The organism is Neptunomonas sp. (genome assembly GCF_016744175.1).
Taxonomy (GTDB): domain Bacteria; phylum Pseudomonadota; class Gammaproteobacteria; order Pseudomonadales; family Balneatricaceae; genus Neptunomonas.
The window spans coordinates 1-11,667 of the sequence record NZ_JADGEV010000069.1; the positions used below are offsets into that span (position 1 = coordinate 1).

Sequence of the window (11,667 nt, forward strand, 5' to 3'; positions counted from 1 at the left end):
CTTTATATTGGATCAGAAAGGGAGACGATATCAAGTACCTCAATGCTCAGAGACTGAGTTTGAGATGTTTGGAGGAGCTAATGCCTGTGGCTGGAGTGGATAATTGAATAAAGCGACTGAAGTAGAGAGTGTGTTAATGAATCCTTGTAGCGTAGAAACAAAAAAGCCTTGCATAAATAGCAAGGCTTAATTGATGGTGCCCGGACGCGGAATCGAACCACGGACACGAGGATTTTCAATCCTCTGCTCTACCGACTGAGCTATCCGGGCATCAAAGAGGTGCGTATTCAATCATTTAGTGCTCTTTAGATCAAGCTTATTCTCTCTTTTTCTATGTAATTCAGATAGCTAAATAACTTATGTCGCCTAAACTATTATGAGTGTCTGCCGTTATGTATACAATGAGCTTTCACTTACTGCTCAATATTTTACTATCTGTGTCACGATATTAAATTGATGTAAGAAGGAGTTGCTGATTTGTTGGGGTTCAGGAAGAAGAACAATAAAGGAACAGGTTTAGTTGCTGCTCATATAACTGCTGAGGGTGTAGCTATTGCATCGGTTTCGATGGTGGGTACTAAGAAGAAATTATCTAATGCCGCTTTTTTCTCTATTAAGGACCCGCTTAATAATGCTCAGCCTGTGGCGACAGAAGTAGCAAGTGCTGGTTTGGCTGGTAGCCGTTGCTCTTTTGTTCTCTCTGCTGGGGAATATCAGTTACTACTGGTTGAAGCGCCTGAAGTTCCTCGGGATGAACTCAAAGAAGCGTTATCCTGGCGCGTCAAAGATTTAATTCAGTACTCAATCGACGATGCTATTATTGATTTTTTTGAACTGCCAGAGGATGCTTTTAAAGGCCGTGGAAAAATGCTCTATGTTGTTGCTGCAGAGCGAAGCCTGGTAGAAAAGCGGGTTGATTGGTTAGAAAGCATAAATCTTGAACCCGTGTTTATAGACGTACCAGAAATGGCTTTGCTGAATGTCGCTGAGGATTTAAGTGAGGCTGAAGCGGGTACTGTTATTTTGTATTTAAATGAACAGCAAAGCATCATTAATATGATGTCATTGGGAAGCTTATATTTATCAAGGGCATTGACCTATAGCCATACTGCTCAAATGGAGAATGCGGTTTTAGATTTACAGCGATCGATGGATTATTTCGAGAGCCAAATAGGTAAGCCTCCATGCCTACGTATTGTTGTTATGCCTTTGCAGGTAGGCGAAACCCCTTTAATGATAGAGTTGCGGGATAATCTCGGAGCTGATGTTCAATCTTTAGATCTGAGTGACGTGATAGACTCTGAACAACCTCTAACTATTGATCTTCAGCAGAGATGTTTTTTGTCAATTGCTGCTGCTTTACGAAATGAAACGGTTAGGTAACTCATGAAGCAAAGAATTAATCTGTTACCGCTTAGGCCTAAAGTTGAACGAGATTTTTTGAGTTTAAATTCTGTAATGATTGGAGGCGGCTGCTTGTTGTTGCTATGTTCTTTCATTACTGGTTTGCTATGGTTTAATACACAGCAGTCAGAAGAGAGACTCCAAGTATTACTCGTAAAAGAAAAGCAGCTCCAAGGAACAATACAAAGCCTTGCAACTCAGCAGAGCCAGCGAAAGCTTGATCCAGAATTAATTGCGTATCATGAGCTATTGCAACAAACGGTAGCATCTAAGAAAAGCCTTTCAAGTTTATTAGAGACCATCCAGCCAGAGTCTAGAAAGGGCTTTTCTGAAGGGTTGTTGGCTTTTTCCAATAGCACCCCCGATAAACTATGGTTAACTTCATTTAAGATGGCTTCAGGAGCAACAGTATTAGATTTATCAGGTGAGAGCGCGGATACATCGCAAATCCCAGTTTTTTTGAGGACGCTTGCTCAACAAGAATTCTTTAAAAATATTAAATTTGCTGAGTTAGAAACTGAACGAAACGAGTCTGATGCATACTTGTTTAACGCTCATGGGCTAGTCGCAGGGGGAGAGTATGAGTAGTTCTATATCTGCCAAGTTCAATGCTTTAAATAAGCGCGAACGAGTGCTGCTATCATTTACATTATCTATTGTTATTATCGTGCTGTTCTTTATTCTGGCTTTTGAGCCATTAATGAAAAAATCATCTAAGTTGGCTAGTAGTATTGAGCAAAAAGAGCTCAGATTGAGCGGCTATGATGTGGAGATTAATGCATTTACCCACGCTTTAAATATGGACCCTTCTGCACCATTACGAGATGAAGTTAAAAACCTAGAAAATGTCGATCGACAACTAACGGCTCTTTTAAAGCAACGTTCAGTTTACCTAATGGATCCAATGAAAATGAGTGGGGTACTGGAAACAGTGCTAGAAGAGAAACAAGGTATTACCTTACAGCGCCTTTCGTCTCTTCCTTTGGAGCCTTTACAGTTATCATCTGAAAAGGATGATAACGCTGATGATTCTCTAAATGCACATGTGTATTCGCATGGATTTGAAGTGGTTTTACGAGGAGGGTATTCAGATATTTATGATTACTTGCTTCGATTAGAAAGCTTGTCATCATCGTTTTTTTGGGACTCGCTTGATTTTAAGGTTTCTGAGTTCCCCGAATCTGAAGTGACTTTACGTGTACATACGCTAAGTGTTGTTGAGGGGTGGTTAGGTGGTTAAGTTCATTGGCTTCTTAGTTGTGTTCTTCTCAGCGGCTCTATGGGCCGGCTCAGAAATGAAAGACCCAACAAAGCCTTATCAGTCGAAGGGTGTGACGACCGTGTTGGCCTCGCAAAAAGAAGTTATATTTAACGTGACTTCTATTCTGAAAAGAAAAAAGGCGGCATGGGCTATCATCAATGGTGTAAAAGCTTCAGTTGGTGAGCATGTTGAGGGAGCCAAAATTGTTCGTATTGATCATGATAAGGTTTTAATTAATACCGGAGATAGTCAGCGCTGGCTTCCTCTTTCTAATAAAAAAGGGCTAAAGCAAAGCCGGTAAAAGTAATAAGGTTTACGGATGAAGTATATGTATAAACATCTGGTATTAGTTACTGCTGTGTTATTGGTGGGATGTCAATCTATTGGCCATGTGACACAAGAGCCACCCTTGAAAGAATCAGAGAAAATTCTTCAGGCTGTGTTAGCTGAATCAGACAGAAAAAATAAAGTAGCTTCATTGCCTGCATTACCTTCTTTGGCTCCATTGCGTTTAGATGATTTAGCGAAAGTTGAGGAAGAGCGTTTCGATGTGTCTGCACACCAGCTATCGGCTAGAACATTCTTTATGGGCCTCGTTGAGGGTTCTCCCTATAACATGATTGTGCATGAGGCAATTAGTGGCGATATCTCATTGCAACTTAAGGATGTGACAGTAGCAGAAGTAATGAAAGCGGTGCGAGATGTTTACGGTTATGAATACAAGCGCATAGGTAATTTGTATCAAGTGCTTCCTGCTATTCTTGAGACTCAGATTTACCAAGTAAACTACCTTGATATTCAGCGTGAGGGGCAGTCTCAAACGTCTGTAAGTGCGGGATCTGTCAGTAATGCGGGAAGCAGTTCGACAGGAAGTGATAGCTCTTCTTCAAATGATGACAGTTCTTCTAATAATAATGCTACGGGAGCATTGGTGGGTACACATATCCGTACGCGCAGTAAAACAGACTTTTGGGGAGGGCTACAGGTTACATTGGCCACCATTATAGGTAGTGATGAAGGCCAAAAAGTAGTGGTGACACCTCAAGCCGGCGTCGTTGTTGTAAGAGCATTTCCTAGCGAACAACAAACCGTAAGCGAGTACCTAGAAAAAGCAGAGTTGATCCTAGGGCGTCAAGTCGTTATTGAAGCAAAAATTCTTGAAGTGACATTGAATAATGGTTTCCAGGCGGGCATTGATTGGACGGCTGTTGGTCGGATTAATGCAAAAAATACTACAGCGTTTGGACAAAGTACGGATAGGCTCACTAATCCGAATGGACTTGGCGGTGTGTTTAGTGCTGCATTGGGTTTGAATGACTTTACTGCTTTGATCGAACTCTTGGGAACTCAAGGAAACGTGCAGGTGCTATCAAGCCCCCGTGTTTCTACTATGAACAACCAGAAAGCAGTGATTAAAGTAGGTTCTGATGAGTTTTTTGTAACAGAGATTGAAAACACAACAACAACGGGGACAGCGACAACAACAACCCCATCGGTAGAGTTAACGCCTTTCTTTTCTGGGATCGCTCTTGATGTTACCCCACAAATTAGTGCCGATAACAAAATCATCTTGCATATACATCCTTCTGTCAGCGAAGTAGAAGACCAGCAAAAATTGATTAGTGTGGGTGCAGAAAAATTTAATATTCCATTGGCTTTAAGCTCCATTCGCGAATCAGATAGTGTAGTAAAAGCAAACAGTGGACAGGTGATCGTGATTGGCGGGCTAATGACATCTGGTAGCAGTGATACGTTAGCTCAGGCGCCTGGTTTGGGAGATATCCCGGGGCTTGGGAAGTTATTTCAACAGCGAAGTCAGGGTTCTCAGAAAAGCGAACTAGTTATACTGTTAAGGCCTGTTATCGCGAATGAGACAGGTTGGAAGCAAGAACTACAGCGCAGTCTTGATGGGTTTCAGTCACTGAAAAACCATTAAAAAGAAACTCAGCATAACAGTGGTGGATTAATCCCTTATGTACATTGATCACTTTGGAATGCGGGAGCTGCCGTTTACATTAACGCCGAATACGCATTTCTTTTTGCAGTTACCAACGCATCAAGAAGCTCTGAACTTATTGTTAGTTGCGTTAGGAAGCGGTGATGGCTTTATTAAAGTAGTGGGTGAAGTTGGCACCGGGAAAACGATGCTGTGCCGTACCTTATTGAATACTTTAGATGAAGAGCCGTGTATCACGGCTTATATTCCCAATCCTTATTTAAGTCCCGAAGCCTTAAGGCGCAATTTTGCTCTTGAAATTGGTATCGAAAATGCCTTAGAGCTACCTGATTTTGAGCTAGTAAATCGAATCAATTTACGTCTTGTTGAAATTGCTAAAGAGGGTATGTATACAGTGCTTATCGTTGATGAAGCACAAGCCATGCCGGAAGAGAGCATTGAAGCTCTACGTTTACTGACAAATCTTGAAACTGAATCCGAGAAATTATTCCAAGTTGTTCTTTTTGGGCAACCTGAGTTGGATCAGCTACTGAGCCGGGCATCATTAAGGCAGCTGCTACAGAGAATCACGTTTAGTTATCGTTTACAGACATTGTCAGTTGAAGCGGTAGGCCACTACCTTGAGCAACGAGCCAATAGAGCGGGGTATGAAGGGCTATCTTTATTTTCGCCACCTGCATCACGTTGTATAGCAAAAGCCTCAAAAGGGGTGCCTCGCTTGGTTAATATCTTGGCTCATAAGTCTTTAATGAGCGCGTTTGGGTTAGGCGATAGCGTCATAAAAAAACAGCATGTTATTAAGGCGATCAATGACACCGAAGGTGTAGATATTCCTGCAATAGCGGGTGTGGTTAAGTGGTTATTAGGCTCCGCCATTATGACAGGATCTTTTTGTGGGTTGCTTTATTGGGCGCTTATGCGAGGGTTGATATGAGCCTCGTCAATGATATGTTACGCGATTTAGATGAGCGCAAGAGGGGAGACTCCTCGGGCTATCGGCCCGTTGCGACGCCTGCGGCAAAAAAGGGGCGCTGGCTATGGATTACTCTGGTTGTGTTGATGATTGGAGCTGCATTGTACTTTGTTGCAACAGAACTTAGCAGCAAAGTAGACGAGCGCAGCCAGCTAATTTCTTGGTTTAATCAAGAGCCGCAAAAAACTGAAACAGTAAGCATCAGTCCAGTAGAGGAAAGAGAGCAACCGGTTAATGCGAATACTGCTGATAAAGTAGACGCTTCCTCCGTAGATCAATTATCTGTAGCTACAGCAAAGAATGCAACGCATCCGTCTACACCTACTGTGGCGAATATCAGCTTAATTAATTGGACAATGCAGTCCCCAGAGCAAGGGTACTTCACGTTTTGGATAGACCAAGTAAAGCCGTTTGTTCTTTATGGGAAAACGGATAGCAGTTTGGATATTGCTATTGAAAATTCACAGTTTCTAGCAGACTTACCACATATTGATGCGTCTATAATGTCTGCTATTGAAGTAATAACAGAGAAAGGGAAGAGCCGCTTTAAGTTAATAGCCAGTGGCCCTGCAGCGTTTAAACCACGCTTGAAAAATAATCCTGCACGCTTAATTGTCACTGTGAAAATTCTTGATGCAGAACCCTCTACTATCATTGATGAAAATATCATAGCAAAAGTAGAAGAACCGACAATGGAGGAGTCACCAAGTGAGCAACCTCAAGTAGCTCACGCTGCTATTATCAAGCCTGAAAAAGAGCCGCCTGCAGAACCTTCTTCCACGCAACAACTACAGGCAGGACAATGGAAAAAATCGCTTAATACCCTACCGACTGATAGTTCAACAGTGCGAAGTGCTCGACGTTTGCTCAGCCAGCAGCGTTCTAGTGAGGCGGAAAGTTTATTGAAAGACTATATAGTACAAGCCCCTTCTTCCTTGCAAAGCCAGTATTTGCTTGTTCAGCTGTACTTAGCGACAGAGCGTTACTCAGCAGCAGATATCCTTCTGGCGCAAGCGCCAAGTAACCTCTCATGGTCACTGTTGAAAGCGCGTTTGCTGTTGCAGCAAGGCCAGGCCACGGATGCTGTACGGCTTCTAGAGAAGTATCCTGGAGGGCAAAGTAGAGAAGATTATTTAGATTTGTTGGCGTCAGGTTATCAGCAAATAGGGCAGCATGGCGCAGCCGTTGCCCGTTATTTGAGTCTATTGGGATTGAATCCGCAAGAGGCTCGATGGTGGATTAATCTAGGTGTTTCTTTGGAGCATCTAGGACAGCACTCAAAAGCATTGGATGCCTATCAATCGGCGTTACAAGTTCCTAATGTAGACCAGTCATTAAAGCAGTATGCGCGACAGCAGTCACAGCGCTTAATGCAGTTACAATAAAAAGGGTTACACAGTATGGCATCACCAAAGATGAAAATTCGCATTGGCGACCTGATGGTTCAGGACGGTGTCATTACTGAGCAGCAGTTGATGGATGCGCTAGCACGACAAAAAGAAACTCGTCAAAAGCTTGGCCGCACTTTAGTGTCGCTTGGTTATGTGGATGAACAACAATTTTTAGAGTTTCTTGCGCAGCAATTGAGCGTGCCTTTGGTTGAGTTGTCTCATTATAATTTTAATCAGCAGGATGTTTTACGTCTTTCAGAAACGCATGCGCGTCGTTTTCGTTCTATTGTGCTTAAAGAAAACCCAGACCACTTTCTGGTTGGGATGTCTGATCCGCTAGATATATTTGCATTCGATGAGCTGCAACGCTTATTACCAAAAACGATTGAGCTGGCGGTTGTTGCTGAGAGCCAGCTACTCAAAACGTTAGATTTAATGTACCGCCGTACGAATGATATCGATTCTCTAGCAGATCAGTTGAGTGAAGATATTGTTGAAGATAGCTTTGATTTGTCGCGATTAACAGCAACGGATGAAACGGATGCACCGGTAGTACGGTTGCTAAAAAGCTTGTTTGAAGATGCAGTACAAGTGGGAGCATCTGATATTCATATCGAGCCTGATGAACATGTTTTACGCATTCGCCAACGAGTTGATGGAGTCCTTCATGAGCATGTAATGAAGGAAACGCGTATTGCTTCGGTGTTGGTTTTACGTTTGAAGTTAATGGCGGAGCTTAATATCTCTGAAAAACGACTGCCTCAGGATGGCCGCTTCAATATAACGGTTAAAAATCACAATGTGGATGTGCGTATTTCAACGTTGCCTATTCAACATGGTGAATCAGTTGTAATGCGCTTACTCGATCAAAGTGCGGGTCTTATAGATCTAGATAAAGCAGGTTTGCCGCCCGAGATGCTGGTTAAGGTACGGAGAATTATTCGCGAACCTCACGGGCTTTTATTGGTAACAGGCCCAACAGGTAGTGGTAAAACAACAACGTTATACGGTGCTTTAAACGAACTAAATGACCCATCGAAAAAAATCATTACCGTAGAAGACCCTGTTGAGTATCGGCTTTCTAGGGTGAATCAAGTACAGGTGCATACACAAATAGGTTTGACGTTCTCAAAAGTATTGCGTTCTTGTCTACGTCAAGATCCAGATATTCTGTTAGTTGGTGAAATCAGGGACCTTGAAACAGCAGACATAGCCATGCGAGCGGCAATGACGGGGCACTTTGTGCTATCTACGCTGCATACGAATGATGCAATTTCTAGTGCAATGCGGTTGGTAGATATTGGTGTTGAAGGCTATCTTGCGGGTACCGCATTGCGAGGGATTCTTGCTCAACGGCTAGTACGGCGAATTTGTGTAAATTGCAAAGAAAGTTATGCACCGAATGTTCAAGAGCAAGTGTGGTTGGACATAAAAGGCGAAAGTATTGAAGGGCAAACGCTTGAGCTTAAGCATGGTAAAGGCTGCACTTACTGTAATAACACAGGCTACAAGGGCCGAATAGGCATCTTTGAGTTGTTAGAGATTAATGATGAAATGGCCGATGCGATGCGCCGTAATGATAATTCTGCTTTTACTATTGCAGCCAAGGCAAGCGAAGGCTATCAGCCACTAGTAGTGAGTGCATTAGCGTTAGCGGCAAAAGGTATTACGTCACTTGAAGAAGTGTTTCGAGTGACTGAGCAAATGGAAGAGTCCACCTATCACGATATGGTTGAGCCGTCTAAAGTTGATAGTCATCTGGAGCTGGAGTAAATATGGCTTCGTTTCAATATTCAGGGCGCCATCGAGATGGTTCTGCGGCGTCGGGGCGCATTGAAGCTTTAAGTAAAGAAGCCGTTGCATCTCAGCTACAAGAGCAGGGTATTACGCCAGTAAAGGTCGAGGTATTCAACCCAGAAGACGATGGTGAAAAAACCAGTAAAGCGGGGCACATAAGCTTTTTTGAGCGTGTTACTCCGGACGAGCTGATTATGTTCAGCCGCCAAATGGCAAGTTTGACACGTGCAGGTGTGCCTATTACGAGTGGTATGCGAGGCTTGGCAAACACCATACGTAACCCATTGTTAGCAAGTACACTAAATACAGTTGTTGATGATTTAGAACGAGGCAACACGCTATCAACGACCTTAAGTAAGCACCCCAAATTATTTACCGACTTATACGTCAGTATGATCCATGTAGGTGAAAATACGGGTCGCTTAGATGAAGCATTCAGCCAGATGACATCATATCTTGATCTAGAGCGTAAAACGGCGCGTAGCATTAAGCAGGCAACTCGATATCCCATGTTCGTCATGATCGCAATTGCTCTGGCATTAGGTGTCATCAATGTCTTTGTTATCCCTGCCTTTAAATCAGTATTTGAAAGCTTTGGTGGCGAGATGCCATGGCAGACCCGTTTGCTCATTACTATTTCTGATTTTACTGTGGATTGGTGGCACCTTATTTTGGGCGGCTTGGTGCTTTCGAGCTACTTCTTTTTGCGTTGGAAAAAAACAGAGAACGGGCAGCGAAAATGGGATCAAATCAAGCTACGTTTTCCTATAGTAGGCGGGATTTTGTACCGTGCTATGTTAGGACGTTTTGCTCGTACTTTTAGTGTTGTGTTAAAGGCTGATATCCCTATTGAGCAAGGGTTGTCTATTGTCTCTAGGGCGATGGGGAACCGATACATAGGAGAGAAAGTAGCAGACATGCGTAAAGGGATTGAGCGAGGAGAAGGCTTTGCGGCAACAGCACACAGGACGGGTATGTTTAGCCCTCTGGTTATGCAAATGCTCGCTGTTGGGGAAGAAACAGGGAGGGTCGATAAGATGCTCGCTGATGTGGCAGATTTTTATGAAGAAGAAGTTGAATATGACCTTCAGAATTTATCGAGTGTTATCGAGCCTATCTTGATTGTGGCGATTGGCATCATGGTATTGGTATTAGCGCTAGGTGTATTCCTCCCGTTATGGGAATTAAGCACCACTATTAATGGTTAGTCACATAAAGCAGAAAGGCTTCACATTGTTGGAGCTTGTTATCTGCTTGCTTGTGGTTGCTATTTTGTACGGTGTACTTGCTGGGCGACTTAATCGAATAGCTGAATCAGCTGAACGCGCTGCTGTTTATGGCATGTTGGGGCAGGTACGCCAACAGTTAAATTTAAGACTGGCAAAGTTTTACATTGAAGGCTCGCCAGGCAAGGCAAAAGATCTATTGCACGAAAACCCTTTTGAGTGGATTTTTCCCTTACCTAAACAGTACGACGGAGAGGTAAAGGAAACGCTTATTGAGGGCCGTTGGTATTTTGACCAAGCCTTAAATCAACTGGTTTATCGGGTACAGCGCAATAAAAATTTAAAAATTGAGGGTGAGAACCAGCGAAATCTTAGATTTGTGCTTAAATTAAATGGCAGATCAGCCGATAACCAAAAGAACGGCGCTGTTTATAGTATTACGATTCAAGCGGTTAAACCGTTTGTTTGGGACATTGGAGCGTAGGTAGTTACTTGCGCTTAAAAATTTCAAGAAGTATGGCGATGCCCGCCAAGTCAAAAACGGAGTGGCAATAATGAAGCGACAAGCTGGTTTTACAATTATCGAGTTAGTGGTAGTCATTGCACTACTGGGTATTTTAGCAGCGGTGGCGTTGCCACGTTTTATTGATGTCACTACAGATGCTCATCGTGCCTCTGTACAGGGTTCTACGGGTGCACTAGGTGCAGCTGTTTCTTTGGTAAAGGCTCAAGCAATAGTTAAGAATGCTGGGACTGGTGATACGGTAGCAGTTGATGGTACAAATATTATTGTTAATGGGACCCGTTTTCCTGCTGGAACTAATGCGGCTGTTATTACTGGTGGAGTAACGCCTGTACCAGCGCTAACGGCGGCGGCTTGTGTAGCTATTTGGGATTCTGTATTGCAAGCTAGTGCTCCTTCTGCTGCTACAGCGGCTGGATCAGATTATCGCGCAACCGTTGCAGGTACTACTTGTACTTATGCGTATCAAAATAACCTCCCTACAGTGCGTAGCATCGCTTATGATTCGAACAATGGTGAAGTAAGCGCGATTAACCCATAATCAGTTAACTTGATATGACGTTGATATGAAGAACCGCTTACGTCAACAATCAGGTTTCTCGCTAGTTGAGTTGGTCACTGTACTTGTCCTATTAGGGATTATAAGCGCAGTGGCCTTTTCGCGTTTAGGCAATGTCTCTTCGTTTAGCGAGTCAATATTCCAGCAACAAGTGTTATCGTATTTACGATTAGCACAGCGCACAGCTGTTGCACATCAAGGTAGTGGCGTGCAGTTAAGTATTACTCGCGCGGCAACGGATGATTGGGATGTATCACTGCAGTTTGCCTCTCAAACACTTACTTATGAGTTAGAAGGCGATCACACTTTCTTATTTACCTCCGGCGCTAGTTCTGGGAATTTATCGACAGGCGACACGTTATCGTTGCGTTACAGCGATGATGGTGATCTTGTTCAATTGACCTCGCCTGTTGTTGCTGCCATAACTGCCAGTCTTTCATTAGTTGTTGCGGGTGACCGTTTAACATGTGTTTCACCTACAGGCTTTGCGTATGAAGGCTCCTGTCTCTGAATCTGGTTTCTCACTGGTTGAGACTATTCTTACCATTGTAATAATTAGCATTTCTCTCGTGGTGC

13 protein-coding genes and 1 tRNA gene are annotated in these 11,667 nt (G+C 43.3%); 13 read left to right on the forward strand and 1 reads right to left on the reverse strand.

Features of this window, described 5'->3' with window-relative positions:
- Window positions 1-194: 194 nt before the first annotated feature.
- A tRNA-Phe gene (locus tag QZZ55_RS18920) sits at window positions 195-270 on the reverse strand.
- Between the two features lie 207 nt (window positions 271-477).
- Here QZZ55_RS18920 and pilM point away from each other — a divergent pair.
- The 13 genes from pilM to QZZ55_RS20055 all read left to right on the forward strand — a co-directional run.
- On the forward strand, window positions 478-1,383 hold the full coding sequence (gene pilM / locus QZZ55_RS18925; protein ID WP_293268984.1) for a pilus assembly protein PilM: 906 nt from the start codon (window positions 478-480) through the stop codon (window positions 1,381-1,383).
- Between the two features lie 3 nt (window positions 1,384-1,386).
- Window positions 1,387-1,992, forward strand: coding sequence for a PilN domain-containing protein (locus QZZ55_RS18930; protein WP_293268985.1), 606 nt, complete (start codon window positions 1,387-1,389; stop codon window positions 1,990-1,992).
- A complete protein-coding gene (locus tag QZZ55_RS18935) occupies window positions 1,985-2,644 on the forward strand; it encodes a hypothetical protein (RefSeq protein ID WP_293268986.1) in 660 nt (219 codons plus the stop codon). The genes QZZ55_RS18930 and QZZ55_RS18935 overlap by 8 nt, the downstream gene beginning before the upstream one ends.
- A complete protein-coding gene (locus QZZ55_RS18940; protein ID WP_293268987.1) occupies window positions 2,637-2,966 on the forward strand; it encodes a hypothetical protein in 330 nt (109 codons plus the stop codon). Before QZZ55_RS18935 ends, QZZ55_RS18940 begins: the two co-directional genes overlap by 8 nt.
- 27 nt (window positions 2,967-2,993) lie before the next feature.
- Complete coding sequence (mshL, locus tag QZZ55_RS18945) at window positions 2,994-4,601, forward strand: pilus (MSHA type) biogenesis protein MshL (protein ID WP_293268988.1); 1,608 nt, start codon at window positions 2,994-2,996, stop codon at window positions 4,599-4,601.
- Window positions 4,602-4,638: 37 nt separating this feature from the next.
- Window positions 4,639-5,556 carry an AAA family ATPase gene (locus QZZ55_RS18950; RefSeq protein WP_293268989.1) on the forward strand — a complete coding sequence of 306 codons (918 nt, stop codon included), beginning with the start codon at window positions 4,639-4,641 and terminating at the stop codon, window positions 5,554-5,556.
- Window positions 5,553-6,980, forward strand: coding sequence for a tetratricopeptide repeat protein (locus QZZ55_RS18955; RefSeq protein WP_293268990.1), 1,428 nt, complete (start codon window positions 5,553-5,555; stop codon window positions 6,978-6,980). The genes QZZ55_RS18950 and QZZ55_RS18955 overlap by 4 nt, the downstream gene beginning before the upstream one ends.
- A gap of 15 nt (window positions 6,981-6,995) precedes the next feature.
- A complete protein-coding gene (locus tag QZZ55_RS18960; RefSeq protein WP_293268991.1) occupies window positions 6,996-8,759 on the forward strand; it encodes a GspE/PulE family protein in 1,764 nt (587 codons plus the stop codon).
- Window positions 8,760-8,761: 2 nt separating this feature from the next.
- Complete coding sequence (locus tag QZZ55_RS18965) at window positions 8,762-9,991, forward strand: type II secretion system F family protein (RefSeq protein WP_293268992.1); 1,230 nt, start codon at window positions 8,762-8,764, stop codon at window positions 9,989-9,991.
- Window positions 9,984-10,493, forward strand: a complete 510-nt coding sequence (locus tag QZZ55_RS18970) for a type II secretion system protein (protein ID WP_293268993.1) — start codon at window positions 9,984-9,986, stop codon at window positions 10,491-10,493. Before QZZ55_RS18965 ends, QZZ55_RS18970 begins: the two co-directional genes overlap by 8 nt.
- Before the next feature lie 70 nt (window positions 10,494-10,563).
- Entirely contained in the window at window positions 10,564-11,073 is a 510-nt protein-coding gene (locus QZZ55_RS18975; RefSeq protein ID WP_293268994.1) for a type II secretion system protein, read from the forward strand.
- A 25-nt stretch (window positions 11,074-11,098) separates the two neighbouring features.
- Complete coding sequence (locus QZZ55_RS18980; protein WP_293268995.1) at window positions 11,099-11,602, forward strand: prepilin-type N-terminal cleavage/methylation domain-containing protein; 504 nt, start codon at window positions 11,099-11,101, stop codon at window positions 11,600-11,602.
- Window positions 11,583-11,667: prepilin-type N-terminal cleavage/methylation domain-containing protein (locus tag QZZ55_RS20055; RefSeq protein WP_366512357.1), on the forward strand; the 85-nt coding region annotated here is incomplete at its 3' end. The genes QZZ55_RS18980 and QZZ55_RS20055, both read left to right, overlap by 20 nt.

Excerpts from the sequence above, each read along its gene's own strand:
- QZZ55_RS18930 (WP_293268985.1), top strand. The coding sequence starts at position 1,387 with ATGAAGCAAAGAATTAATCTGTTACCGCTTAGGCCTAAAGTTGAACGA.
- QZZ55_RS18935 (WP_293268986.1), top strand. The coding sequence starts at position 1,985 with ATGAGTAGTTCTATATCTGCCAAGTTCAATGCTTTAAATAAGCGCGAA.
- mshL (WP_293268988.1), top strand. The coding sequence starts at position 2,994 with ATGTATAAACATCTGGTATTAGTTACTGCTGTGTTATTGGTGGGATGT.
- QZZ55_RS18950 (WP_293268989.1), top strand. The coding sequence starts at position 4,639 with ATGTACATTGATCACTTTGGAATGCGGGAGCTGCCGTTTACATTAACG.
- QZZ55_RS18955 (WP_293268990.1), top strand. The coding sequence starts at position 5,553 with ATGAGCCTCGTCAATGATATGTTACGCGATTTAGATGAGCGCAAGAGG.
- QZZ55_RS18960 (WP_293268991.1), top strand. The coding sequence starts at position 6,996 with ATGGCATCACCAAAGATGAAAATTCGCATTGGCGACCTGATGGTTCAG.
- QZZ55_RS18965 (WP_293268992.1), top strand. The coding sequence starts at position 8,762 with ATGGCTTCGTTTCAATATTCAGGGCGCCATCGAGATGGTTCTGCGGCG.
- QZZ55_RS18970 (WP_293268993.1), top strand. The coding sequence starts at position 9,984 with ATGGTTAGTCACATAAAGCAGAAAGGCTTCACATTGTTGGAGCTTGTT.
- QZZ55_RS18975 (WP_293268994.1), top strand. The coding sequence starts at position 10,564 with ATGAAGCGACAAGCTGGTTTTACAATTATCGAGTTAGTGGTAGTCATT.
- QZZ55_RS18980 (WP_293268995.1), top strand. The coding sequence starts at position 11,099 with ATGAAGAACCGCTTACGTCAACAATCAGGTTTCTCGCTAGTTGAGTTG.